Origin of the sequence: Pseudomonas sp. Irchel s3f10 (genome assembly GCF_900187515.1) — a bacterium.
Classification (GTDB): domain Bacteria; phylum Pseudomonadota; class Gammaproteobacteria; order Pseudomonadales; family Pseudomonadaceae; genus Aquipseudomonas; species Aquipseudomonas tensinigenes.
In genome coordinates this window covers 155210-178457 of record NZ_FYDZ01000002.1, presented here as the reverse complement: position 1 = coordinate 178457, position 23248 = coordinate 155210, and the positions used below count along the sequence as shown (strand labels likewise).

Here is a 23248-nt window from a genome sequence, read left to right as displayed (position 1 = left end):
TTCTCCGTAACAGGTTTCAGTTCAGGCAATCGGCGTGTTGGCGCAGGTTCTGCCGAGCGTAATAGTTGAAGGCGGCGGCGTGGCGTTTCGGCTTGGCGATCCAGTCATGCGCCTCGCGGCCCAGCTCGGGAATGATCGGCTTGATCGTGCCAGCGGCCATCGCCAGCAGTTGCAGTTTGGCCGCGCGCTCGATCAGTTGGGCGATGACACAGGCCTCCTCAATCGTCGTACCGGTCGACAACTGACCGTGGTGCGAAAGCAGAATTGCGCGTTTGTCGCCCAGCGCACCGGCAATCAACTCGCCCTCTTCATTGCCCACCGGCACGCCCGGCCAGCCTTCGAGAAATGCGCAGTCGTCGTACAGCGGGCACAAATCCATGTGGGAAATCTGCAGTGGCACTTCCAGCATCGACAGCGCCGCGACGTGGGTCGGGTGGGTGTGAATGATGCAGTTCACATCCGGACGAGCGCGGTACACCCAGCTGTGAAAACGGTTGGCCGGGTTGGCCATGCCGTGACCTTCGAGAACTTCCAGATCCTCGTTGACCAGCAACAAATTGCTCGCGGCGATTTCGTCGAAGCCCAGGCCCAATTGCTGAGTGTAATAGGTGCCGGGCTGTGGCCCACGGGCGGTGATTTGCCCGGCCAGACCTGAGTCGTGACCGTTCTCGAAGAGAATCCGGCAGGTCAGGGCCAGCTTTTGCCGGTCCGTCCACGTATTATCCGCCAGGCTTTTTTGCATCTGGGTCAGCGCTTGCTTGACCAGTTGGTCTTTGGGTAGTGCTAATGTCTTGGCCATGTCCGTGTCCTTTGGGTGAGAGCAAATGACACGAAAGAGGCTATATGACACAAAGTGTCATTGGCAAGCACAAATCGTCGCTTCCTTGCTGGAATAACCGCCGCGCATGTCTATCCGTTTGAAATTATTGAGAAAAAAACTTGGCGTAACCCTTGAGGCACTGGCCGAAAAATCCGGCATGACCAAGAGTTATCTGTCCAAAGTCGAACGCGGGCTGAACACCCCGTCGATTGCTGCCGCGTTGAAACTGGCGAAAGCGCTGAATGTAAAAGTCGAGGAATTGTTCTCCGAAGACAACGTCAGCCTCGACAGCTACAGCCTGGTGCGCAGCCACGAACGGCAGTCACTGGCAGCGAATGATCAGAGTCCCGGGTATGCCGTGTTGGCCCATCAGGTCAGCGAACGCAACCTGCTGCCGTTCATCATCTACCCGCCGAGCGAGTTCACTGACAAAACCTTCAAGGAGCATATGGGCGAGGAGTTTCTGTTCGTCCACGAAGGGCAGGTCGAAGTGGATTTCATGAACGAGAAGGTGCTGCTGGAGCGCGGCGACGCGCTGCACTTCAATGCGCAGAAACCGCACCGGATCAGATCGGTCGGGGATGTGCAGGCGCAGTTGCTGGTGGTGGTGCACAGCGCCGAAGAATGAACCTTAGAGTCAAAAGATCGCAGCCTTCGGCAGCTCCTACAGGGGAACGCATTCCAACTGTAGGAGCTGCCGAAGGCTGCGATCTTTTGATCTTGCTTTAAACCTCGACGGGCACCGACAACTTCGGATTCCCCAACGCATGGCTCTTCGCATCAAAAAACCGCAACTCCACACCCGTCCCCTCGAACACCTTCGCGTAATGCCGTTTCTGATGCTGAACAAACGCCGCACTGCGCGGATAAATCGAGATCGCCAGCGTCGCAGGTTTCGCCAGGCGCAGCGCTCGCACGATGTGCGCATCCTGCTCGCCCAAGGCATGACCAAAGATGCACAAACCGCCGCCATGTCCCAGCAATTGCGCATAACAGAACGACAAATAATCCGAACTGCGAATGGTCTTGAGCTTGTCCGCACTCGGCCCTTCGGTAACGAACAGCGGCACGTCATCCAGTGTCTTGATCGTGTTGTTGATGGCGAAACTGCCGAGCAGCGTGCCTTCGGTTGACGTCAGTTTGCGCGCGGTGCCGTCCTGATTGCGCACCAGGTGCAGACCGCCATGCAGGTACAGCAAGCGCGGTTTGCCGGTGGCAGTTTCGCTCACATCAAAACTGGCATTCGGGCCGTTGAACAGGTCGTCGATGGCCTCGCTGTGGTGCTGCAGCGCCCAGTAGTTGAGCAAGTCGTAATTGGTGGTGAACACCGTGCGATAGCGCGCCAGTTCTTCATTCAAAACCTTCAGCGTCGAAGGCTTCACCAGTCGCCACGGAATGTGCACGGCGTGCACGGTGTTGATCAGCGCTTCCTTGATCGCGTAGTAACGGTTGCGCGGCGCCGCTGAGCTGACGGCCAACGCTTTGTTGACCCGGCTGGTGGTTTTCAGCGCGCCGAGCACCTGTTCGAAACTGCGCGTCTGCATCGCGTCGAACACCGCCAGTTCCGATGGGCTCAGCGGTTTTTCTTCGACGGTGCGGGCGTTCTCGAACAGCGAGTCATAGCCGAAGTCGTCCCAGACCGCGCGGCTGGCCCCGTTGCCCACCAGCAAGCCACTGAAGTCGGTCGCGGCGCGCAGGGTGTTCCAGTCTTCGAGGCTGGCGTCGACATCGAGAAAATCGGTCATTGCGTAGGCGGTCTCAAAACATAGGGGCTGATGGACGGCGACTTTATCACGAGCGGGCATTGAGCCAGATCAACATCACTCGTGACCGATCGGTCGATGCTGTGTCTATCCGCCGAACCGGAGCAGTCGATTCGGCCCCCTGTCAGGAGATGCGCGCATGACCAGCACCTTTTTCATTCCGGCGGTAAACATCATGGGCAACGGCTGCCTCGACGAAGCCATGGTCGCCATTCGCAACTACGGTTTTCGCAAAGCGTTGATCGTCACTGACGCGGGGCTGGCCAAGGCTGGCGTGGCGACGATGGTCGCCGAGAAACTGGCGATGCAGGACATCGATTCGGTGATCTTCGACGGCGCCAAACCCAACCCGAGTATCGCCAACGTCGAGTCGGGCCTGGGGCTGCTCAAGGAAAGTCGCTGCGATTTCGTCGTGTCGCTGGGCGGCGGCTCGCCGCACGACTGCGCCAAAGGCATTGCCCTGTGCGCGACCAATGGCGGACAGATCCGTGATTACGAAGGCATTGATCAATCGAGCAAGCCGCAACTGCCACTGATCGCCATCAACACCACTGCCGGCACCGCCAGCGAGATGACTCGTTTTTGCATCATCACCGACGAATCGCGCCACGTGAAAATGGCCATCGTCGACCGTAACGTCACACCGCTGCTGTCGGTCAACGACCCGGAATTGATGGTCGCCATGCCCAAAGGCCTGACCGCCGCCACCGGTATGGATGCGTTGACCCACGCCATCGAAGCCTACGTCTCGACCGCTGCCAATCCGATCACCGATGCCTGCGCGCTGAAGGCAATGACCCTGATCAGCAACAACCTGCGCCTGGCCGTGCGCGACGGCAGCGACCTCGCCGCGCGGGAAAACATGGCGTACGCGCAGTTCCTCGCCGGCATGGCCTTCAACAATGCCTCGCTCGGTTACGTGCATGCGATGGCGCATCAATTGGGCGGGTTCTACGACTTGCCCCATGGCGTGTGCAACGCCGTGCTGCTGCCCCACGTGCAGACGTTCAATGCGCTGGTCTGTGCCGAGCGGCTGACCGATGTGGCCCACGCGATGGGCGCCGACATTCGTGGTTGCAGTCCGGAAGAAGGCGCGCAAGCGGCCATCAGCGCCATCCGTTGCCTGGCCAAAGACGTTGAGATTCCCGGTGGCTTACGTGAACTCGGCGCCAAACTCGCCGACATCCCGCTACTGGCCAGCAATGCCCTGAAAGACGCCTGCGGGCTGACCAATCCTCGGGCGGCGGATCAACGCCAGATCGAGGAGATCTTTCGCAACGCGTTCTGAGACGGGTACAGCGATGGCGAACGGCGTTATGCTCAAGGCCCGTTCGCGCCACCCTCGCCGAGTCTCGCATGCTGCAAAAAAGCCTGATCCGCCGCCTTGACCTGATCACCCTGCAACTGTTTGTCGCCGTGCACGAAGAGGGCACGCTGACCCGCGCCGCCTCGCGCGAAGCTATCGCGGTGTCGGCGGCGAGCAAACGGCTGATGGAGCTGGAAGAGGCGCTCGGGATCAGTCTGTTCGTGCGCCAGGCCAAGGGCATGACGCTGACCCCGGCTGGGGAAACTTTGCTGCACCATGCGCGGCAGATGCTGTTCAACGTCGAGAAAATGGGCCTGGAACTCGGCGAACACAGCCACGGTGTACGGGGTTATGTGCGCATGCTGGCGAACCTCTCGGCGATCATTCAGTTTCTTCCCGAAGACTTGCGCGACTTCTCCGCGCAGCATCCGCAGGTCAAGACCGATCTTGAAGAACGGCCCAGCGCCGGGGTGATTCAAGGCGTGCTCGATGGCGTCGCGGATCTCGGTATCTGCTCCAACGACAGCGACATCAAAGGCCTGCACAGCGTGTTGTACCGTCAGGACAAACTGCTGGTGGTGATGTTGCCGGAGCATCCTTTGGCTTCGCGCGAATCGGTGGCGTTCGCTGAAACGCTCGACAGCGACTACGTCGGATTGCATGCCGCCAGTTCAATAAACATGCGTACTCACGCGGCGGCGCGACAGGCCGGCAAAGTCCTGCGCATTCGCATTCATGTGCCGGGGTTCGATGCGGTGTGCCGGATGGTTCAGGCCAACATGGGTATCGGCATCTTGCCGCAGCGCGCGTATGAACTGTTTGGTCAGGCACTGGGGTTGCACGCGGTGCCGTTGACGGACGACTGGTCGGATCGTGCGTTGATTGTGGTGGTGCGCGATGAGGCGCGGTTGTCGCCGGTGAGTCGGTTGTTGTTTGAGCATTTGCGGGGGCGAGCCTCATAGATTTTCGATGAATGGGCCGGCCTCATCGCGAGCAGGCTCACTCCCACAGTGGATGTTTGTTGAACACAGAATCTGCAGCCGCCACGAAACCTGTAGGAGTGAGCCTGCTCGCGATGACTGACTTGAATTCACCACATCACCTTTGAGCGTTCGCATTTGGCGAACGCCCATTGCCGAGAGACGGCTGGATTGCCCGATCATCGTTCCTCTAGCCTTGGTGCATATTCCAAGAACAAGAGGTACCCCGCGATGACTGCCCCTTTGAGTGCGATCAAAGTGATCGAGATCGGCACCCTGATCGCCGCGCCGTTTGCCGCGCGTATGCTCGCCGAGTTCGGCGCCGAGGTGATCAAGATTGAAGCCATGGGTCAGGGCGACCCGCTGCGCAAATGGCGCAAGCTGCACCAAGGCACGTCGCTGTGGTGGTACCTGCAATCACGCAACAAGAAATCGCTGGCGCTCAATCTGAAATCTGCCGAAGGCATCGAACTGGTCAAGCAACTGGCCAGCGACGCTGACGTGATCATCGAAAACCTGCGCCCCGGTGCGCTGGAAAAACTTGGTCTGGGTTGGGACGTGCTCCACGCGCTCAACCCCAATCTCACCCTCGTACGCATCTCCGGCTACGGCCAGACCGGCCCGTACCGCGACCGTCCGGGCTTTGGCGCGATCGGCGAGGCCATGGGCGGCATTCGTTACACCACTGGCACTCCCGGTTCGCCACCGGCACGGGTCGGCGTCAGTCTCGGCGATTCGCTGGCCTCGCTGCACGCGGTGATCGGCGCGCTGATGTCGTTGTTGCGGGTCAAGACCGGGCAGGGCGGCGGGCAGATCGTCGACGTGTCGCTGGCCGAAAGCGTGTTCAACGTCATGGAAAGTCTGGTGCCGGAATACGACATGCAGGGCCATGTCCGCGAACGCAGCGGCGGCGCGTTGCCGGGTATCGCACCGTCCAACACTTACCTGACGGCTGACGGGGCCTATGTGGTGATTGCCGGCAACAGTGACCCGATCTACAAGCGTCTGATGCAAACCATTGGCCGTGATGACCTGGCTGATGCAGAAGAATTCGCCCACAACGACGGCCGCGCCGCCAAGAGCGGTTTGCTCGACGCCGCCATCACTCATTGGACCAGCAGCCTGCCGATCGACGACGTGCTCGCGGCGCTGGAAGCGGCTGAAGTGCCGGCCGGGCGCATCTATTCGGTGGCCGACATCGTCGCTGATCCGCACTATCAGGCCCGCGACATGCTGCTCAATGCCGAATTGCCCGGCGGCGCAACGGTGAAGATGCCCGGCATCGTCCCGAAACTTTCGGAAACCCCCGGCGAGGTGAACTGGTCGGGGCCGACACTCGGTCAGCACACCGACGGTATTCTTGCCGGCCTTGGCCTTACTGAACTCGACATCGAACGCCTGAAAAGCCAAGGGGTGGTGCAATGATCACGGACTATTCGCAAACCCTGATCGTCCAGGAAGTCTCGCCGCGCGACGGTTTGCAGATCGAGCCGACCTGGGTGGAAACCGCTGACAAGATCGCCCTGATCAATCAGCTGTCACTGGCCGGTTTCAGCCGTATCGAGGCCGGCTCGTTCGTGTCGCCGAAAGCGATTCCGGCGCTGCGTGATGGCGAGCAGGTTTTCACTGGCATTGAGCGACAGCCTGGGGTGATTTACGTCGCGCTGATTCCCAACCTCAAAGGTGCGCAGCGTGCACTGGAGGCGGGTGCCGATGAACTGAATCTGGTGATGTCCGCCAGCCAGACGCACAACATGGCCAATATGCGCATGCGCTGTGAAGACTCGTTGGCGGCGTTCGGTGACATCGTTTCGTTCGCCAGCGGTTCCGGTGTGCGCCTCAATGGTAGCGTTGCTACAACCTTCGGTTGTCCGTTCGAAGGTCAGATTGACGAGGATCGCGTGCTGCAAATCGTCGACGCTTATCAGGAACTCGGCATCGCGGGTATTACCCTCGCCGACACCACAGGCATGGCCAATCCGCGACAGGTGGATCGCTTGGTGCGGCGGGTGTTGCAGCGGGTTTCGCCGGCCGATCTGACTTTGCATTTCCACAACACTCGGGGTCTGGGGCTGTGCAATGTGCTGGCTGCTTACGAGGCCGGGGCGCGGCGGTTCGATGCGGCGCTCGGTGGTCTCGGTGGCTGCCCGTTTGCGCCGGGCGCGTCGGGCAATATCTGCACTGAAGACCTGGTGAACCTGTGCGATGAGATCGGCATTCACACCGGCATCGATTTGCCGTTGCTGCTGAAACTCTCTCGTGGCTTGCCGGATCTGCTGGGCCACGAAGTCCCCGGCCAACTGGCCAAGGCCGGACGCAACTGCGACCTGCACCCGATTCCCACCTGAAAACACCAATCCCCTTGTAGGAGTGAGCCTGCTCGCGATAGCGGTGTATCAATCACCGCAAACGCTGCCTGACACACCGCTATCGCGAGCAGGCTCACACCTACAGTTAAAAACGCATACCAGACAACAAAAACAATCGGACGCCCACTGGCAGTCCGCCTGGAGAAAAGCTATGAGCCTCAATGTAATGGAGGCGGGCGCGAGTCCGTCCGTCGATCACGACGCCGAAAAAGCCCTGGTCAGCAAAGTCGCCTGGCGCCTGATGCCGCTGATCATGGTCTGCTACCTGTTCGCCTTTTTCGACCGCATCAACATCAGCTTCGCCAAGTTTCAGTTACAAACCGACCTGAGCCTGAGCGACACCGCTTACGGTCTCGGCGCCGGGTTGTTCGTGGTCGGTTACGTGCTGTTCGAAGTGCCGAGCAACATGATGCTCTACAAGGTCGGTGCACGGCGCTGGATCGCGCGAATCATGATGTCCTGGGGCGTGGCGACGGCAGCGATGGTGTTCGTCAACAGCGAATGGCAGTTCTACGCGCTGCGCTTTGTGATCGGTGCGATGGAGGCCGGTTTCGCCCCGGGCGTGCTGTATTACCTGACGCTGTGGTTCCCGCAGCATTTCCGTGGCCGCATCACCTCGATGCTGTTTCTCGCCTCGGCGTTCGCCGGGCTGGTTGGCGCACCGTTCTCCGGGCTGGTGCTGGAACACCTCGACGGCGTGCTGCAAATGCGCGGCTGGCACTGGCTGTTCCTGCTTGGCGGTGTGCCGTGCATCGGCCTCGGTTTTCTGGTGCTGACGCAGCTCAAGGATCGCATCGAGGATGCGCACTGGCTGACTGCGGACGAGAAGAAGTTGCTCTCCAGTCGCATCGCCCAGCATGAGCCGCACAAGAGTGGTGGTTCGTTGCTTGCAGCGCTGAAGATTCCCGGTTTTCTGACCTTGGGGCTGATCTACTTTCTGATCCAGGTGGCGTCCTACGGTTTGAATTTCTGGGCGCCGCAATTGATCCGCAGCGCCGGCACGGAGAGCCCGGTGATGATCGGTCTGCTGACGGCGATTCCGTACATTTGCGGGGCGATCAGTATGGTGGTGATCGGGCGTTTGTCGGATGCGACGGGCGAGCGGCGCAAATTTGTCGCCGGGCTGGTCATCGTCGGCGCGATCGGCTTTTTCAGTGCCGGGATTTTCGCCAGCCACACCACGTTTTTGATCGTTGCTCTTGGCTTGCTTGGCGCCGGGATCATCGCCTCGATTCCGAGCTTCTGGACGCTGCCACCGAAGTTGCTGGCCGGGGCGGGCGCTGGTGCGGCGGGCGGGATTGCGGTGATCAACACGCTGGGGCAATTCGGCGGGATCGTCAGCCCGGTGATGGTCGGGCGGATCAAGGATCTGACCGGTAGCACCACGCCGGCGCTGTATGTGATTGGCGTGGCGGCGCTGATTGCGGCGGCGCTGCTGTTATGGGGCTTGCCGCAGAAATTGCGCACGCTCGATAGGTTCTGAGATTTGCGGCGCCTGCAATGACGCTTTCGCGAGCAGGCTCGCTCCCACATTTGATCGCATTTCTCCAGTTGGAATTCGGCACCTGTGGGAGCGAGCCTGCTCGCGAAGACTGACTTCCAGACACTGATAAATCACGGATTGGTTCCATCAGTTAACAGCCACCCCATTTTTCTCAAACACACGAATCAACACCACCCTGGCAATCGCCAACATCGTCCCAACACCCGCAACGCCGTCAACGATTTCTCGCTACCAAGCGGGCAATGCACTTTGGTTTACTGATGATTCGGTTGAAAGGGCCGATACAGCAGGGGATAGTGCGCGGCTGAAAAGTGCTCAAGGAGCGGGAAGTGACAGTGAAGTCTGGCTGGATCGGGTGTGCGGCATTGTGCGGGTGGTTGCTGGCGGGGCAGGCAGTTGCCGATTGCACGCCGGCGCCAAAGGCGCATGAGATGGATTTTTCCATCTGTAAGGATTGGCCAGCATATCCAGGGCTGACGCTCACCGCTGCCGCAAACTTCTCGCCCGATCCGGTGTACGGCGAGTCAGATACTATAGGGCTTTACGATCTGCGTTTGGCCTTGGTGGCGAGTGCAGACTCCAAGCCGTTAGCGAGCTTTTATCAGTCCTCGGCATTCTCTGTGGATGCCATTGCGCTTGATGAACTGAAATTCGATACCGCCCGCTATAAGCTCGCGCCGCAATTGCAGGCCTTTGGCGTTCGGGTTCGATTCAAAGGCTCTTCCCGTGTGAATCCTCTGGATGAAACCTGGTTGTCGCTCTATGTGAAAGACGGCAACGCATTGCGTCCTGTCATGGATCGGCTGGTGGTTTATGAGTATGGCGGAGAGTGGGATGGCAATTGTGCGGGAGAGCGCTACGAGACTACGCGAACCGTAGCGCTGGCCAAAACCAGCAGCCATGGCTTTGCCGATCTTATGATCAAAACGATCCGTAGCTCGACCGTTGGCGAGGGCGAAGGCGAGGCGTGTGTATCCAATACCGTCACGCAAAAACCGGTCTTGACGACACTTCGCTATGACGGCAAAAACTACGTAATGCCTGAAGATTTCAAAGGCCTCTAAGACAGATTTTTTCTACTCAAGGAAGAACAATGATTTCGCGTAACACACTGCTGGGCGCTTTCATCGCAATGGGCCTTTTGACGATGGCCGCTCAAGCCCAGGCCGCTTGCGAAGTGAAGAAGTTCGACGGCCATTCCCTTTCGCGCTGCAAAGCGTGGCCGGCGTACAACGACCAGTCGATTGCGGCGAAGTCTTCATTTCTCTCGGACTCGGGCGACGATGAGATGGGGGTATTCGATCTGGAACTGGCGCTCGTCAGTTCGACAAGCGGCAAGAGCCTCGCTACCTATGCAAAGCCGGGTGCCTACAATTCCGATGCCATTAGTTTCGACGATCTGACGATCGATACGGCCCGTTACCGATTGGCAGCAGATGTCCGTGCATTCGGATTGCGTTCGAAATTCGCCAGTCACGGCTCCAGAGCCAATCCTTACGCAAAAACCGATTTGGCGTTATATGTGCGCGAAGGCAACAAGTTGCGCCCGGTGCTGGAAGGCTTGGTGATTCGCAAGGAGTTCGGCGAAGGGACGGATGAGTGTGCCACCGAAGACACGCAAATCCGCAGGACTGTTGATATCGGCGCGACGAGCCACCATGGTTTTGCCGATCTGATCGTCAGCTCGAGTGGTTCAGTTTACAAATCCTTCCTGTCGGGCAAGGAGTGCATCTCGAAAACGATCGATATGAAGAAAACTCGCGTCGTCCTGACCTACGACGGCCAGCAATACATCGTCCCCGAAGACCTCAGAGGTTATTGACCGCATGCTCACCGGCCTCAACCACCTGACACTCGCGGTCAGCGATTTGCACCGCAGCCTTGCGTTCTATCGCGATGTGTTGCAGCTGCGCGTTGAAGCCACGTGGGACGCCGGTGCCTATCTGTCGCTGCCCGGGCTGTGGTTGTGTTTGTCGCTTGATTCAACGCGCTCAAGCGAACCGTGCGCCGATTACACCCATTACGCGTTCAGCCTCAATGCAGCCGATTTCTCAACGTTCGTAGCAAAGCTGAAAGCGGCGAATGTGCAGGAGTGGCGCGACAACCGCAGCGAAGGTGCATCGTTCTACTTCCTTGATCCCGATGGCCACAAGCTCGAAGCCCATGTCGGCGATCTCGCATCACGGCTGGCAGCGTGTCGGCAAAAACCGTACGCCGGCATGCGTTTTTACGACGAGTCATGATCAGACACATTTGTCTGTTATAGACTGGCGGCCACGTGTTCTGGCGCTTGCAGGTTTTCCATGACTCCATCGTTGCTAATGGCCGTGCTGGCCTCGGGTTTCATTTACGGGATAACGCCCGGGCCGGGTGTACTGGCGGTGTTCGGCATCGGCGCAGCCCATGGGCGGCGGGCCGGGGCGGGGTTTCTTTGCGGGCATCTGCTCGGCGATGTGGTCTGGTGCAGCACGGCGCTGATCGCGATTGTCGGTGCCCGGGAAATCGGCAGCACCGCGTTTGATGTGCTCGGTGTGCTCAGCGGCTTGTACCTGTTCTGGCTCGGCTGGCGCGCGGTGCGGACCCAGCGTCGCAACGGCGACGAACCCCAGGGCGCGGCGCGCAAGCCGTTCTGGCACGGCATTCTGTTCGGTTTGACCAATCCCAAAGCTTATCCGGTGGCGGTCGCCACGTTCACCGCGCTGCTGTCGAGCCGCGCCGAACTGCTCAACTGGTCGATGCTGCCGGCGCTGATTGCCCTGAGTTTCCTCGGTGGCCTGCTGGCCTACGCTATTCTGATTGGCGTGGTCGGCGCGCAACGGGTACGCACGCTGTATCAGCGTCATGAGTTGCTTATCACCCGCTTGTGCGGCGTGATGTTCATCGGTTTTGCCATCAACGCGCTGATGCATGCGCTCCCGGGACTGATGCCGAACAAGGCTTGAAGATGTGTGCAGGGATGCACAATCAAGCGCTCAGGCAGGGTAGGTAAAGCGGCGCCGTTCGTCGCGACAACTGCAATTTTTCTAAACCTTTGCCGGCCATAAAATTCTCAATCTAGGCGGGCACCTGCTCGCCACGATCATTACCAAGAGGTAGAGAATCATGCCTAATTCAAGAAACTCGAACTCGGGAAACTTCGCCAACGATCGAACCAAGGCCTCTGAAGCTGGTCGCAAAGGTGGGAAAACCACCACAACGACTGTCGACAAAGAGCCAAAACCAGATATGGGCCGCAAGCCCGCTCAGAAGTCGAAGTAGTCGGTGAAGGTAGTTTTGATTGAGAGGCGGGGGCGTAAGCTCCCGCTTGAATTTCGCAAGTAAGGAGGGCGCGACCATGAGCCGGATGGCCACCCGTATACGCACCATGAGTTTTGCATCGCTGTTGGGCCTGTGTGCCAGCAGTGCTTTTGCCCAGTCGCCCGCCGATTTCATCAACGATGCCTCCGCCAAAGGCATGGCCGACATCGAAGCCAGTCGTCTGGCCCATAGCAAAGCCGAATCCAAAGAGGTCAAGGACTACACCATCGTCGTCATCAACGACCGCACGACGGCCAACCAGCACCTGGCGAAAATCGCCAAGAAGCTCGACCTGCCGGTTGCTCCGCGTGAAGAACTGGCCGACAAGGCCAAGGAATTGATGCCGCAAGTAACCGACGGCGCCTCCTTTGATCAGGCCTACGCCGCCAGTCAGGTCAAAGCCACTGAAGAGGCCATCGAGCAGATTCAGCAAGAGGCACAGAACACTGACGTGCCGGAGATCAAGGCGTTTGCCGACGAGACACTGCCGAAGCTGCAGAGTCATCTGGAGAAGGCTCGCCAGTTACAGGCCAGTCGCTAATCAAGATCAAAGGATCGCAGCCTTCGGCAGCTCCTACACCTGTTTCTGTAGGAGCTGCCGAAGGCTGCGATCTTTTGATTTCAATCCTCAACACTCATTCAAATCCTGCTTCGACTTACTCTTCTCGCCCAGCCCCTCAAGATTGAACACCTCACCCTCGCCCAACGAGCGGTAGTGCCTGCGCAACGCCTCCAACTGCTCCAAATCCAGCGCCTCCAGCCCAAGCATCGCGTTCTGCGCTTCTTTGGTCACCAAGAGCAATTCATCGATCTTCAAATGCAGGATGTCGGTATCGCGGTTCTGCGTGTTCTGGATCAGGAACACCATCAGGAACGTGATGATGGTGGTCGAGGTGTTGATGATCAGTTGCCAGGTGTCGTTGTAGTCAAAGATCGGCCCGCTCAGTCCCCACAACCCGATCAGGATCAACGCGCCCATGAAGGTCTTGGGACTACCGGCCACCATCGCGAGCTTCTGGGAGATTTTTGCGAATTTCATAGCGGTGTTCCTTATTGGGGGAGTGCTTGAAATTCAGACATTGGGGGCGTTATGAAAATTCTATTGATGTGCTAGATGTCCCTGAAAAACCGGCCTCCCGACCGGTTTCAGTATTAGTACTCTAAACCTCGAGTTCGATGTCGATGGTCGAGTGGAAGTAACCCACCACCTCGCACTGCTGATTGACCAGCATGAAACTCAGTTCGCATTGCACATCGCCAGGTTTCTTCGGCGTGCAGGTCCAATAGTGGTCGTCAGCTTTTCGACTGCCCGGGGTGGTCGGGTCGTCCGGGTTGGGCGCGGGCACCGTCAGGTTGGTATGAATTTGCAAGTCAGGTTCGGAAAGCACGCCGCTGTCAGCCACTGTCATGCGGTACACAACCACACTGTGTTCGGCGATCAGGCTGATGGATCGGCCGCGAATGTGCAGTTCGCGGCCAATTTCGACCGGGATTGTTATTGTGCTGTCATTTATGACTATTTCTTTCGAGTTATTACCAATGGCGAAAAAGATAAATCCATCGGTAATGTTCGTCGGCGCGGTAGCGTCCAGACTCGGATTTGGATAACGCGTCAGCACTGATTCGGCATCGACGATCAGCAACACATTGTGTGCGTCGGTGACGGCGGATGAGGAAGGGATCGGTTCGCTGGTCATCATGGATTCCTTTCATGATGTTGGCACAAGACGACAGCCGCTTCGGTCAAGGTAAGACATCCTGTTCCGGGCGCAGCGGCAGCGGATGTGTCGAGCCCTTTGTCACCAAAGGGCTCGACACATCATCAGTTATGGATGGAGATGAACGGATCCCACGAGCAGCAGCCGATGATCTGGCAGTTGCGGTCGACGATCAGGAAGTGGAAGTGATAGGTCACGCGACCACAGTCGAGGGTTTCGGATGACCAATAGTGGTTGTCGACTTTCTGGCAGCTTGGTACGGATGGATTGCTCGTGTTGGGCACAGCAACGCACGCTGTGGCCTTGCGCGGGGAGGGCGGCGAGATCAGGTTCTCTCCGGCGTTGGGGACGAATTTGTAGAAAATCACCGCCTGTTCGAAGCTCTGCGACAGGCTGGTTTCACGCCAGCGGATCAGATCGCCGACCTGAGCCTTGAGATCCAGTTCGCCACCGGCCTGGCCACTGACGACGTTGTCCTGATTGGTGACCATGTACACATGTTTCCAATCGATCAGCGTGGGATTCTTCGGATCCTTGCTGATGTTTGGATACTTTTTCAAAATGGTTTCGGTGTCGATGGAAACCAGAATATCCGTCACTCGAGACATGGTGATGCTCCTTTTTCATAGTGAACGTCGGACTGCAATCCAGGCACGACGACGCTTGCTTGCCGTATGGCTTTTGCCAGCACACTACTGGGGGAACCCACTGATCACGAGAAATGAACAGGCCATGCTCCTTGCACGAAATCGACTGATTCGGGTTCCTTCCGATTGCCGCTCCTTGACTATAGGTACGATTTTTTAGCTGTCAAAATCGCTTTTGTCTGGCTCGACGGACGGTCGTCGAATCCATAAGGTCCGACCTATTGGCTATAAGCAGGCAGGACGGTCTGACACCGTTTGCAATCGAGCCGCTGTGGAACTGCTCGCTGCGCACCCTGTATCGTGACGAACCGCTGAAATGTCCCCGACAGGAGAACGCAATGAGTTGGTCCGCCAAACAATACGTCGCTTTCGAAGATGAACGCACCCGCCCGGCCCGCGATCTGCTGGCGGCGATTCCCACGTCTGACGCGCGAACCGTGGTCGATATCGGTTGTGGTCCCGGTAACTCGACGGAGCTGCTGGTACAGCGTTTTCCCGGGGCGAAAGTCAGCGGGCTGGACAGTTCGGCGGATATGATCGATGCAGCACGCAAGCGCTTGCCGCAGTTGCAGTTCGATGTGGCGGAGATTGATCAATGGGCGGATGAAGGCCCCTTCGATGTGATCTTCGCCAATGCCGTGTTGCAGTGGGTGCCGGATCACGCGACGTTGTTGCCGGCGTTGGCCAGCAAGTTGTCGGCCGGTGGCAGTCTGGCGATCCAGATGCCGGACAACCTCAATGAACCCTCCCACCGCTTGATGCGTGAAGTCGCCGCGAATGGCCCTTGGGCCAGCAAACTCGCGGGTGCAGCGGGCCAGCGTACCGACATGGCGAGCGCCGGCGATTATTTCTCGATGCTGCGGCCACATTGTGCGCGGGTCGATGTGTGGCGTACTACCTATCACCATCAGCTAACTGGCGGAGCGGCGGGGGTGGTGGAGTGGTTCAAGGGCAGCGGGTTGATTCCGTTTTTGAGTCCGCTGACTGAGGCGGAAAAGGCGCAGTACCTGGAGCAGTATCTGGCGGAAGTTGAGAAGGCTTATCCGGCGCTGACGGATGGCTCGGTACTGCTGCCATTCCCACGGTTATTTATCGTCGCGACGCGCTGAAATAAATTGATCCCCTCACCCCAGCCCTCTCCCGAGGGAGAGGGGGCCGTTTGGTGTCGCTTGCAAAACCTGAGTTCGCCTCGATTTTGCACGTCGGCGTAGTTCGTGCCGCCACCGCGGTCAGTCCCCTCTCCCTCTGGGAGAGGGTTAGGGTGAGGGCTTCTCAGCGCTGCACCGCCACCAACATCATCATCGGCCGCTCCCGCTCTTCTGCCAGCGCCGGTTGCGCCGCCACCTCCGCTTCGCTTGGCCCCCATTCATTGACATGACGAATGGTAAACCCAGCATCGATCAGCGAATTGAGCAATGTCCCGACCGTACGATGCTGCTTGATCACGCCCTCAGCCAGCCAGTTGGTCACCCGTTCACCCTCCAACTGATAGCTGTCCAGCGGCCAACGCTTGTTGCCTTCACTATCCACCAGCCAACCCGGATTACGCGGCGCCATGAAGATTGGATGCTCAATGGAAAACACAAGATGCGAACCCGGTTTCAGCGCCGCGTACAGGTGCGCAAACAGCCCCGGCAGATCCTTGATGTAATGCAGCGCCAGTGAACTGTAAGCCAGTTCAAAACTGCAGGCGGGCAGGTCGAGCTGTTCCAGATCGCCGCGCTCATAGCGAATATTCGCCGCCGTCGTGGTCGCACGCGCGCGCTCCAGCATCTTTTCCGAGACATCCAGCCCCAAGACACTGGCCGCGCCATTCTCAATGGCCCAGCGGCTGAACCAGCCATAACCGCAGCCCAGATCCACCACGTTCAAGCCGTGCATGGATGGCAGCAATGCCTTGAGCGCTGGCCACTCCGGCGCCGCGTCGAGGCCGCCGATGGAGCGGTTCATCTGGCTGTAACTCTGAAAAAACTCGGGATCGTCGTAAATGTTTTGCGTCATGGTGAAATGCTCTCTTGAGTTCGATCGTCAGCGGCAAAGTGGCCGCGAGTGGAATCCCTCGAAAGTGATGGCACGTATTCGTCGATGGCCGCGCAGGGGGAGGGTGGTGGTTGATAGGGAAATGCTAGTCGGTCGAGACGAAGGTGAAAATCGATGGAGTGTTGTGGATCTGTAATGTCAGAAAATTCTGCAAGGTTTTTTGCTGCTTAAACGCACTCGGTGGCCAGTGTTTATAAGTGTTCGGTGTTACGTCCTGAAGCCTATAAATCCTTGCGCCGTTGCCTACCGCTACGCCAGAATCCGCCGGCTTGTGCGCTTGGTAGGCGGTCGGTAACTTGGTTCGCGTCACTGATTTCCAGTGATCGGGTTTAGTAGCTCGGCATCCTCAATCTAAATAGCTGCATGAGTACCACTCAGTCAGGCGAATGCTTGCACCTGATGGCGGCTGTGCGCATGGCGCCCTCGGGTGCGCCGGATTTGGATTGGGGTCCGGTCTACTAACTTGCGCACAGCTGCCACCCATCCGTTTAGTAGCGAGATCGGTTGCGGCCTTACTAAAAGGTCTCAATCCAATGTTCAAAGTAACGCCCAATCCGCCGGAAACCGATCCGGCATCCCCCTACGAATCACCCAACTCAAAGAAATTCCACGAAGCCGCCGAACGCGCGCTCGACCACTATCTCAGCCCCACGGCCAGAATCATGGGTTCCACCCACGAACCCGAACCGATGTACCTCGCCAACCCTGTCTACGACACCGAGTCTCTGCTGGCCAACGCCAGCGAAACACTCGGCTCGGCCACCACCATGCTCAACAACTTCGCCGCGCTGCTGGACACCTCACACCGCAAGACTGCACTCGGTATCGCGCAGGTTGTGATCTTGGGCGAATTGGCGGTGAATCAGGCACTGGATAAGGTTGTGCCGGCGGATTAACCCTAACGCTTTAAGAAGCCAAAGAAACCGGCCAATTAGCGCCGGTTTCTCGAGACTGCTAACTGGCAGCACGAACTCAGGCAAGTAGCCCGATGTTTTGGTCGATGCGTTGTTGAATGGTGCGCAAGGTTTCCTGGGTGATCACACCCGGATACAAACTTTCAGCCATGGCTGAGAATCGGCTAGCCACCTCGCAAAATCTGTCAATGATGTCGGCGGCCGTAGCGGCGTCTACTTCAGCCTCCACTGCAAGGTTGAGCAGGTTTTCTCTTCCAATTTCCAAGGCTTCACCCATCACGTCCATCTGGTGATAGCCTCCCGGCCCCTCGCAGAAAGTGACGTCATAGGCCGGCGCTAATTTCCAGTCTCCGCCAGGCGACATGATGTAAGCAAAGTTCTTCGGATGGTCGTCTCGGTTGTTGAATGCGACATTGAAGACGATCCGCTCAAACGCTACGGCTTTCTCTCGTACGTCATTGCTGCACTTATGAGTCGCACGCAGGAAATTGACGTAGTCCAGCGCCCCTGGGGATCTGAAATCCGCACCGGTAAAGGCTGCAAGACTCTGCATGGGCACCCGCAAGTCGTTTTGGCGGTCAAAGCGTTTGGTGGCAAAAGCGGCCAATCCCTCAGACAGGCTGAAATAACGAGTGTCAGGAGTCTGGATACCGCACAAGCGTAAACATTCGGCATAGACCATTTCGATGGCGCACACCTCGGGATGTTCTTGCTGAGCCGGAAACTTCACCAACCAGGCTTCGAAACCGGGAGTGGCAGCCGTAGTAAAGGCGTCAGTGTGCGGATCGCGATACACCAGCGCTTTGGGTCGGGCGCCCTGTGGAGAGCCTCCGACCAGTAGCAGCTTCTGGAGAAGCTCTCCACCTTTACCTTTGAGTACCTCCTGCACTTCGGACGCGAGCAGTTCGATGGGAACATGCATTTGCGGTTCCAGCGCCTCGGGTGCAACAGGTTCAAACGACATGGCCCCCATGGCATTGTTGCCAATGTAGGCTAGCCGCTCCAAAGGGCCTATTCGCGCGGGGTTGAGGCCTCGACGTTTGAACAATCGGTCCATCAGTAACATGCCCCAGCCATCCGGCAGCGAGTCATAAACCGGCCCAGGCAGTCCCAACTGATGTGACGGGAAATCTCGGTTTAACCTGGCTCCCTGTAATGGAAGCCTCAAGGAGGAGAGTTCCAGCCCTCTGTTTTTTGCCTCATCGCTGTACTCAAACATGACCTGCGGGCGACCGGTCAGGGCTTTCGTCGTAGCAAGTGTGCCCCACCGCCAACGTTCACCCCAGCCCGCGTAGTAGACGTCAACTTGTTCAAGCATTGTCGGCTTTCCTTTTGATGCGATGACGCTTGGCCGTTTTTTCGTAGCGAATGATATCGTCCAGAGTTTCGAGCCTTGGCAGAAACAACCCTTCGAGTTCCTTTTCGCGCCCGAGAACCATCGCCACTCGCACCATGTTGTCGAAACTCACATTACGACCGGCTTCAAGGTTTGACACCGTATTCGTCGCAATGCCCGCGCGAGCGGCCACGTCTGCCTGTGTCATCTCCAAAGCCAATCGTTCTGTGCGCAGGCGTTGGCAAATCCGTTTGACGATCTCGCTTGCGGTGGTGAGGCTTAAATCCAGCATGTCGTGTGTACCGTCGGCGTTCAGTTTTGATTCTCAGTACACAATATACTGTGGATTAAACCTAAAAATATCATTTAACTCACAGGAAAATGTAATTAGGTTTAATGCGTAGGATGAGCTCAGCACAGGTTGACGCGACAAGTTTCAACCCTGCTGCAAAACTTTCAAAGCCGCCGACGCCAAAAAGCCGGAGCGGCTTTTTTCTTCCGGGTGGTGCAACACATATTCGTCAATGCGGTTAAGCAAATGCCCCGGCAAAGTGATGTTGAGTTTCTGGGCTTTGCCCAAATACTTGAGCACATCGATATCCACCACGGCCCATGCACAACCGGCGTATTTCGGGTTGGCTACGTGCAGGCTCAGTTTGCTGGCCGCTGGAATGGGGACGTCGTCGTCCGCGAGAATCTCGAAATGACCTTCGATGGCTTCGCGAGCCATGGCGACGGCATCGTCCAGATCCTCTCCGGCGGAAAAGCATCCAGGAATGTCCGGGACTTCTACACCCCAGGCGTGTTGGTCATCGCCAATTGAAATCGCAATCGGGTAGAGCATATTCGTTGTCCTCCATGGCGCAAATGACTCAGAGGGTCAAAGCAGCGCCTGCTGCAAAATACTGATGGCCGTTTTTTTCAGCAGATCCTTTTTCGGATGTGGCACGGTGACCAGTCCTGGTTTGGTCGGATGCTTGAAGTGATGGTGACTTCCTTTGATCCGTACCAGATACCAACCGTCTGCGACGAGTTGGCCGATTAAAAAACGGCTATTCACAACACCTCCCTGTGGTGTGCTTGGTGGGTACTATACCCATTGAATTAATATGATCAACACCATAACCACCGGTCGGTCGTCTTCCGCTGACGGGCGGGGTCGCTTACCGCAGTCTAGGTAAGGCAGACGCGATGGTGAGGTGGGTGTGTTACCGGGTTTTGCTCATGTTCATGTGGCGATCTTTCGCTGCAAAATAATGGAACACATCTTTTTCTGACGTCACTCCCGGGCTGCTAACGTTGAACTCTAATGGGCGAAAGTCATGGACACTCAACGAGCCTGTTGAAAGGAAATCACCTCTCGATAAAGCCAGCGTAGTAATGCATGGAATTTGGCCATGTGATCGTCAGACGGGAGTGAAACGGATGTCGACTCTAAAATTCAGCTATAGAGATGCAAAGGGCGATTTAAGTCAGCGGGAGTTGATTCAATGGTCAGAGAATTCGGTTTACATTCAAGGACGATCGGACAGCGATACCTTTCCTAAAACCTATCGCAAGGATCGCATCATCGAAGTATTGCTTGGGGCTGAGCTGCTCTTAAACGAGGCCGCTCCTCCTTCTCCGAGGCTTCAGCACGATCGAAAGCCACCGGCGCTCGTTGCTTCAGAAGCCGCTTCGCAAACGCCTGATCCGAAAATGTCACCGGGTAGGATCAATCAAATTCTTTTCACTGGGTTCGCAGCTGCACAACGGGCTGAGCTTGAGCAAAAGGCACTGGAATATGGGTTGAAGGTCATGAGTACGGCAGGCAAGACGCTGACGTTTCTTTGTTATGGTGAAAATGCGGGGCCAACCAAAGTTTCCAAGGCACTTGAGGCTGGAGCTTTCATCATCAACTCAGAGCAATTCTTGAATCTGATCAACGGGAGAAATCCCCTGAAGTCATCACGTCGCTCAGCCTGCGCATTGAAACTGCACCAACCGCCGAATGCTTGTTACATGCAGCCAGCATCACCTCATTCTGCTTCTTGGTAGCTGCGGTCAGCACTTCACGGTAAACACGCTTTTTTTCATGGGATTTCGCATTACGGATGAAGTCTGCGAATGGGCTTGCGTACTCCCCTTTGAATCCGATTGTCATGGAATTGCCCCGTCATAGATCCCGAGCATGGGCACCATTTCGTGCCTCGCACGCTTCTCAAGGATTGTCGTTAGAGAGAACAAAAGCGTACAGGGGGAGAGCGCATCTTCAACTAGCGGAGTGTTTCTGAAAGGTTCCGAACTGCCCAATTGGCCAACCTCAAATCCCAGCCACAAAAAAACCGGCCCTATAGGCCGGTTTTTTCTATCCCTGCATCCCCCGTCAAAAAAACCAACGTGAGACCAATATTCGAGTGGAGCGGGTAGAGGGAATCGAACCCTCGTCGGAAGCTTGGGAAGCTACTGTTCTACCATTAAACTATACCCGCTCAGAGCGGCTGACTTTGTACCAGACTCGGCCACGGATTTGAAGTTTTTCTTTTACTCATGAACGCTTTGAATCACTGAAAACGGTCAATCGCGGGCGAGCACTGCGGTGAGAAAAGCAAAATCCCAGCCCGGCAGCCTCGCTCGCGACGACACCCTTTCAAATAGCCAATGCATGTTGATCCTGAACAAACGAGTAACGCGTTCGGCTGGTCTGCTGCGCCGGTTTCAGAAAGCCGAGCAAGGCGTTCTGGCTATCGCGGCACGCGGCCTTGTGTTCCATGTCGAGAAAATGCCCGGTGGCTTGCAGCGTGGTGAACGTGCTCTGCGCCACGTGGTTGCCGAACAGGCGTGCATCTTCGGCAGCGGTGTATTCGTCCCATTCGCCGTTTAGAAACAGCACCGGCACGTTGATCTTTTTCGCTGCATTCAGATAGCACTGCCGATCGCTGTGCAGCACGTCGCTGATGTGGAAGTGCATCTGCCCGTATTCGTGCTCGGCGAGGCTGCTGACGTGACGGTAGTTGAAGCGTTTGAACAGTGACGGCAGGTGTTTGCCGATGGTGTTGTTGACCAGATGGCCGACGCGGTCGCCGTCGCGCTGGCCGAGGTAGTCGACGCCGCGTTCGAGGTAATCGAGCATGTGCGCGTTGATCACTGGCGAGAACGAACTGATCACCGCCCGCTCGATGCGCCGTGGCTGGTGGGCGAGGGCGACCAGGGTCGCGGCGCCGCCCCAGGAAAACGACAGCACGTGTTCGGCGGCGAAGTGGTCGATCAGCTCCAGCAGAATCTGCCCTTCGACGTCCTTCGTCAGATGTTTCTCATGGCGGTTGTGGGCTTTTGACCGACCCGCGTAGGGCTGGTCGTAACAAACCACGTTGAATTGCGGGTGCAGGTTTTTCACAGTCTGTGCAAACGACGCAGTCGTGGCCATCGAGCCGTTGACCAGGATGATGGTCTTTTCTGCGGCGTCTGCGCGATAGAACTCCGTGTAAACCCGATACTGACCCTGTATATCCAGCACAGCGATTTCTGGCCTCATGTCATAAGACTCCTGGCAAGCAAGCGGGTATGCGCGCAAATAGAGATTGCACGAGCTTTGTGACAGGTAGGCATACGCCTGGAATTTGCTTGGCCCATGTCGATCCATGACTGCGGTCGACGGGTATTGTTATTGGCGGGCAGTTTGTCGGCTGAGGCGGAGCCTTGAAGGCTCTCTACCGGCAAAAAGTTTCTTGGATGCATGTTGTGACTCATCGGTCACAATCTGGCCGACGTCCTGATTCAAGCAGGGGAGTCGGGATCACGCAAGTGCCGTTGGTAAATTGTTCGACAACTTCTGCTGAGCGGTCGCCGGCTTAGAACAAATGGATCTCTTCGGTGCGCAAAGCGCGGTACTCGCCCGGTTTTAGCGCGTTATCGAGCAGCAGCGGGCCCATCGATTCGCGGTGCAGGCGCAGGACTTTGTTGTTGAAGAAACCAAACATGCGCTTCACCTGATGGTAGCGACCCTCGACGATGCTCAACCGCGCCGAGCGTGGACCGAGCAGCTCCAGTTGCGCTGGCTGCGTGGTCAGGTCTTCGAAGGCGAAGTAGATGCCCTCGGCAAAAGTGCTCGCATATTGCGCGCCAATCTCCTGCTCGGTCTCGACGTAGTAGACCTTCGGCAGTTTGGTCTTAGGTTGGGTCAGGCGTCGCGACCACGCGCCGTCGTTGGTGATCAGCATCAGACCGGTGGTGTTGAAGTCCAGGCGCCCGGCAATGTGCAGATCGTCCTTGTCCGGCTCATCGATCAGGTCGAGCACGGTCGGATGCTGCGGATCGCGGGTGGCGCTGACGCAGCCCGGCGGCTTGTGCAGCATGAAGTAGCGCGCCGGTTTGCCGCTTTGCAGGACTTCGTCATCGACTTCGACACGGCTGAATTCCAGCACTTCGCTGTGCGGGTCGCTGACGACTTTTCCGTCAATCCGCACGCGTTTTTCCACCAGCAACAGGCGAACCTGCTGACGGTTGTAGCGGGGCAGGTTGCTGAGGAAACGGTCGACGCGCATGTTCAGTGTTCGATGAATGAAGGGGCGCGCA

General features: G+C 57.5%; 27 protein-coding genes and 1 tRNA gene. 15 read left to right on the top strand and 13 right to left on the bottom strand.

Going from position 1 to position 23248, the window contains the following annotated elements; translation table 11 throughout:
- Positions 1-16: 16 nt before the first annotated feature.
- On the bottom strand, positions 17-799 hold the full coding sequence (locus CKW17_RS05945) for an aldolase (protein WP_095119154.1): 783 nt from the start codon (positions 797-799) through the stop codon (positions 17-19).
- 106 nt (positions 800-905) lie between these two features.
- Here CKW17_RS05945 and CKW17_RS05940 point away from each other — a divergent pair, with 106 nt between their 5' ends.
- Positions 906-1448, top strand: coding sequence for a helix-turn-helix domain-containing protein (locus tag CKW17_RS05940; RefSeq protein WP_095119153.1), 543 nt, complete (start codon positions 906-908; stop codon positions 1446-1448).
- Positions 1449-1545: 97 nt separating this feature from the next.
- Here the strand turns inward: CKW17_RS05940 and CKW17_RS05935 are convergent, their stop codons facing one another.
- Complete coding sequence (locus tag CKW17_RS05935; protein ID WP_095119152.1) at positions 1546-2565, bottom strand: DUF4917 family protein; 1020 nt, start codon at positions 2563-2565, stop codon at positions 1546-1548.
- 157 nt (positions 2566-2722) lie between these two features.
- On the opposite strand from CKW17_RS05935, the gene yiaY reads away from it, so the two are divergent.
- From yiaY to CKW17_RS05880, 11 genes are all read left to right on the top strand, one after another.
- Positions 2723-3871: an L-threonine dehydrogenase gene (gene yiaY, locus CKW17_RS05930; protein ID WP_095119151.1), complete on the top strand. Its 1149-nt coding sequence runs from the start codon at positions 2723-2725 to the stop codon at positions 3869-3871.
- Between the two features lie 68 nt (positions 3872-3939).
- Positions 3940-4851, top strand: coding sequence for a LysR family transcriptional regulator (locus tag CKW17_RS05925; RefSeq protein ID WP_095119150.1), 912 nt, complete (start codon positions 3940-3942; stop codon positions 4849-4851).
- 249 nt (positions 4852-5100) lie between these two features.
- Entirely contained in the window at positions 5101-6294 is a 1194-nt protein-coding gene (locus CKW17_RS05920) for a CaiB/BaiF CoA-transferase family protein (RefSeq protein ID WP_095119149.1), read from the top strand.
- The gene (locus tag CKW17_RS05915; RefSeq protein ID WP_095119148.1) at positions 6291-7217 is read left to right on the top strand and encodes a hydroxymethylglutaryl-CoA lyase; all 927 of its coding nucleotides are present in this window, start codon (positions 6291-6293) and stop codon (positions 7215-7217) included. The genes CKW17_RS05920 and CKW17_RS05915 overlap by 4 nt, the downstream gene beginning before the upstream one ends.
- A gap of 172 nt (positions 7218-7389) precedes the next feature.
- Complete coding sequence (locus tag CKW17_RS05910) at positions 7390-8721, top strand: MFS transporter (RefSeq protein ID WP_095119147.1); 1332 nt, start codon at positions 7390-7392, stop codon at positions 8719-8721.
- A 350-nt stretch (positions 8722-9071) separates the two neighbouring features.
- On the top strand, positions 9072-9806 hold the full coding sequence (locus tag CKW17_RS05905) for a hypothetical protein (protein WP_095119146.1): 735 nt from the start codon (positions 9072-9074) through the stop codon (positions 9804-9806).
- Between the two features lie 29 nt (positions 9807-9835).
- Complete coding sequence (locus CKW17_RS05900) at positions 9836-10564, top strand: hypothetical protein (RefSeq protein ID WP_095119145.1); 729 nt, start codon at positions 9836-9838, stop codon at positions 10562-10564.
- Between the two features lie 4 nt (positions 10565-10568).
- Complete coding sequence (gene fos, locus CKW17_RS05895) at positions 10569-10985, top strand: fosfomycin resistance glutathione transferase (protein WP_095119144.1); 417 nt, start codon at positions 10569-10571, stop codon at positions 10983-10985.
- Between the two features lie 60 nt (positions 10986-11045).
- On the top strand, positions 11046-11684 hold the full coding sequence (locus CKW17_RS05890; RefSeq protein ID WP_095119143.1) for a LysE family translocator: 639 nt from the start codon (positions 11046-11048) through the stop codon (positions 11682-11684).
- A 160-nt stretch (positions 11685-11844) separates the two neighbouring features.
- Positions 11845-12000: a KGG domain-containing protein gene (locus CKW17_RS05885; protein ID WP_007911485.1), complete on the top strand. Its 156-nt coding sequence runs from the start codon at positions 11845-11847 to the stop codon at positions 11998-12000.
- A 76-nt stretch (positions 12001-12076) separates the two neighbouring features.
- Positions 12077-12580, top strand: a complete 504-nt coding sequence (locus tag CKW17_RS05880) for a DUF4142 domain-containing protein (RefSeq protein ID WP_095119142.1) — start codon at positions 12077-12079, stop codon at positions 12578-12580.
- A gap of 87 nt (positions 12581-12667) precedes the next feature.
- Here CKW17_RS05880 and CKW17_RS05875 read toward each other — a convergent pair whose 3' ends face one another.
- The 3 genes from CKW17_RS05875 to CKW17_RS05865 form a co-directional block, all read right to left on the bottom strand.
- Positions 12668-13078: a low affinity iron permease family protein gene (locus CKW17_RS05875; RefSeq protein WP_095119141.1), complete on the bottom strand. Its 411-nt coding sequence runs from the start codon at positions 13076-13078 to the stop codon at positions 12668-12670.
- Between the two features lie 121 nt (positions 13079-13199).
- Complete coding sequence (locus CKW17_RS05870; protein WP_095119140.1) at positions 13200-13736, bottom strand: AidA/PixA family protein; 537 nt, start codon at positions 13734-13736, stop codon at positions 13200-13202.
- 125 nt (positions 13737-13861) lie between these two features.
- Positions 13862-14365 carry an inclusion body family protein gene (locus CKW17_RS05865; protein WP_007911481.1) on the bottom strand — a complete coding sequence of 168 codons (504 nt, stop codon included), beginning with the start codon at positions 14363-14365 and terminating at the stop codon, positions 13862-13864.
- A gap of 377 nt (positions 14366-14742) precedes the next feature.
- Here CKW17_RS05865 and tam point away from each other — a divergent pair, with 377 nt between their 5' ends.
- A complete protein-coding gene (gene tam / locus CKW17_RS05860; protein ID WP_095119139.1) occupies positions 14743-15513 on the top strand; it encodes a trans-aconitate 2-methyltransferase in 771 nt (256 codons plus the stop codon).
- 163 nt (positions 15514-15676) lie between these two features.
- On the opposite strand, the gene CKW17_RS05855 is transcribed toward tam, so the two are convergent.
- Positions 15677-16405, bottom strand: coding sequence for a bifunctional 2-polyprenyl-6-hydroxyphenol methylase/3-demethylubiquinol 3-O-methyltransferase UbiG (locus CKW17_RS05855; protein WP_095119138.1), 729 nt, complete (start codon positions 16403-16405; stop codon positions 15677-15679).
- Positions 16406-16977: 572 nt separating this feature from the next.
- Here CKW17_RS05855 and CKW17_RS05850 point away from each other — a divergent pair.
- Positions 16978-17340: a DUF6124 family protein gene (locus CKW17_RS05850; RefSeq protein WP_095119137.1), complete on the top strand. Its 363-nt coding sequence runs from the start codon at positions 16978-16980 to the stop codon at positions 17338-17340.
- Between the two features lie 76 nt (positions 17341-17416).
- Here the strand turns inward: CKW17_RS05850 and CKW17_RS05845 are convergent, their stop codons facing one another.
- The 4 genes from CKW17_RS05845 to CKW17_RS05830 form a co-directional block, all read right to left on the bottom strand.
- Positions 17417-18676: a type II toxin-antitoxin system HipA family toxin gene (locus CKW17_RS05845; RefSeq protein WP_095119136.1), complete on the bottom strand. Its 1260-nt coding sequence runs from the start codon at positions 18674-18676 to the stop codon at positions 17417-17419.
- The gene (locus CKW17_RS05840) at positions 18669-18986 is read right to left on the bottom strand and encodes a helix-turn-helix domain-containing protein (RefSeq protein ID WP_095119135.1); all 318 of its coding nucleotides are present in this window, start codon (positions 18984-18986) and stop codon (positions 18669-18671) included. Before CKW17_RS05840 ends, CKW17_RS05845 begins: the two co-directional genes overlap by 8 nt.
- Positions 18987-19130: 144 nt before the next feature.
- A complete protein-coding gene (locus CKW17_RS05835; RefSeq protein ID WP_095119134.1) occupies positions 19131-19538 on the bottom strand; it encodes a type II toxin-antitoxin system HicB family antitoxin in 408 nt (135 codons plus the stop codon).
- A gap of 36 nt (positions 19539-19574) precedes the next feature.
- On the bottom strand, positions 19575-19754 hold the full coding sequence (locus CKW17_RS05830; protein WP_095049193.1) for a type II toxin-antitoxin system HicA family toxin: 180 nt from the start codon (positions 19752-19754) through the stop codon (positions 19575-19577).
- Positions 19755-20119: 365 nt separating this feature from the next.
- Between CKW17_RS05830 and CKW17_RS05825 the strand changes: the two genes are divergently transcribed.
- Positions 20120-20731, top strand: a complete 612-nt coding sequence (locus tag CKW17_RS05825) for a BRCT domain-containing protein (protein WP_095119133.1) — start codon at positions 20120-20122, stop codon at positions 20729-20731.
- 360 nt (positions 20732-21091) lie between these two features.
- On the opposite strand, the gene CKW17_RS05820 is transcribed toward CKW17_RS05825, so the two are convergent.
- The 3 genes from CKW17_RS05820 to CKW17_RS05810 form a co-directional block, all read right to left on the bottom strand.
- Positions 21092-21165, bottom strand: a tRNA-Gly gene (locus tag CKW17_RS05820).
- Between the two features lie 158 nt (positions 21166-21323).
- On the bottom strand, positions 21324-22208 hold the full coding sequence (locus CKW17_RS05815) for an alpha/beta fold hydrolase (RefSeq protein ID WP_064119706.1): 885 nt from the start codon (positions 22206-22208) through the stop codon (positions 21324-21326).
- Between the two features lie 316 nt (positions 22209-22524).
- Complete coding sequence (locus CKW17_RS05810; RefSeq protein ID WP_095119132.1) at positions 22525-23217, bottom strand: pseudouridine synthase; 693 nt, start codon at positions 23215-23217, stop codon at positions 22525-22527.
- Between the last annotated feature and the right edge of the window lie 31 nt (positions 23218-23248).

Bases quoted from the DNA above. Each gene is read 5' to 3' on its own strand.
- CKW17_RS05945 (WP_095119154.1), bottom strand. From the start codon at position 799: ATGGCCAAGACATTAGCACTACCCAAAGACCAACTGGTCAAGCAAGCG.
- CKW17_RS05940 (WP_095119153.1), top strand. From the start codon at position 906: ATGTCTATCCGTTTGAAATTATTGAGAAAAAAACTTGGCGTAACCCTT.
- CKW17_RS05935 (WP_095119152.1), bottom strand. From the start codon at position 2,565: ATGACCGATTTTCTCGATGTCGACGCCAGCCTCGAAGACTGGAACACC.
- yiaY (WP_095119151.1), top strand. From the start codon at position 2,723: ATGACCAGCACCTTTTTCATTCCGGCGGTAAACATCATGGGCAACGGC.
- CKW17_RS05925 (WP_095119150.1), top strand. From the start codon at position 3,940: ATGCTGCAAAAAAGCCTGATCCGCCGCCTTGACCTGATCACCCTGCAA.
- CKW17_RS05920 (WP_095119149.1), top strand. From the start codon at position 5,101: ATGACTGCCCCTTTGAGTGCGATCAAAGTGATCGAGATCGGCACCCTG.
- CKW17_RS05915 (WP_095119148.1), top strand. From the start codon at position 6,291: ATGATCACGGACTATTCGCAAACCCTGATCGTCCAGGAAGTCTCGCCG.
- CKW17_RS05910 (WP_095119147.1), top strand. From the start codon at position 7,390: ATGAGCCTCAATGTAATGGAGGCGGGCGCGAGTCCGTCCGTCGATCAC.
- CKW17_RS05900 (WP_095119145.1), top strand. From the start codon at position 9,836: ATGATTTCGCGTAACACACTGCTGGGCGCTTTCATCGCAATGGGCCTT.
- fos (WP_095119144.1), top strand. From the start codon at position 10,569: ATGCTCACCGGCCTCAACCACCTGACACTCGCGGTCAGCGATTTGCAC.
- CKW17_RS05890 (WP_095119143.1), top strand. From the start codon at position 11,046: ATGACTCCATCGTTGCTAATGGCCGTGCTGGCCTCGGGTTTCATTTAC.
- CKW17_RS05885 (WP_007911485.1), top strand. From the start codon at position 11,845: ATGCCTAATTCAAGAAACTCGAACTCGGGAAACTTCGCCAACGATCGA.
- CKW17_RS05880 (WP_095119142.1), top strand. From the start codon at position 12,077: ATGAGCCGGATGGCCACCCGTATACGCACCATGAGTTTTGCATCGCTG.
- CKW17_RS05875 (WP_095119141.1), bottom strand. From the start codon at position 13,078: ATGAAATTCGCAAAAATCTCCCAGAAGCTCGCGATGGTGGCCGGTAGT.
- CKW17_RS05870 (WP_095119140.1), bottom strand. From the start codon at position 13,736: ATGACCAGCGAACCGATCCCTTCCTCATCCGCCGTCACCGACGCACAC.
- CKW17_RS05865 (WP_007911481.1), bottom strand. From the start codon at position 14,365: ATGTCTCGAGTGACGGATATTCTGGTTTCCATCGACACCGAAACCATT.
- tam (WP_095119139.1), top strand. From the start codon at position 14,743: ATGAGTTGGTCCGCCAAACAATACGTCGCTTTCGAAGATGAACGCACC.
- CKW17_RS05855 (WP_095119138.1), bottom strand. From the start codon at position 16,405: ATGACGCAAAACATTTACGACGATCCCGAGTTTTTTCAGAGTTACAGC.
- CKW17_RS05850 (WP_095119137.1), top strand. From the start codon at position 16,978: ATGTTCAAAGTAACGCCCAATCCGCCGGAAACCGATCCGGCATCCCCC.
- CKW17_RS05845 (WP_095119136.1), bottom strand. From the start codon at position 18,676: ATGCTTGAACAAGTTGACGTCTACTACGCGGGCTGGGGTGAACGTTGG.
- CKW17_RS05840 (WP_095119135.1), bottom strand. From the start codon at position 18,986: ATGCTGGATTTAAGCCTCACCACCGCAAGCGAGATCGTCAAACGGATT.
- CKW17_RS05835 (WP_095119134.1), bottom strand. From the start codon at position 19,538: ATGCTCTACCCGATTGCGATTTCAATTGGCGATGACCAACACGCCTGG.
- CKW17_RS05825 (WP_095119133.1), top strand. From the start codon at position 20,120: ATGTCGACTCTAAAATTCAGCTATAGAGATGCAAAGGGCGATTTAAGT.
- CKW17_RS05815 (WP_064119706.1), bottom strand. From the start codon at position 22,208: ATGAGGCCAGAAATCGCTGTGCTGGATATACAGGGTCAGTATCGGGTT.
- CKW17_RS05810 (WP_095119132.1), bottom strand. From the start codon at position 23,217: ATGCGCGTCGACCGTTTCCTCAGCAACCTGCCCCGCTACAACCGTCAG.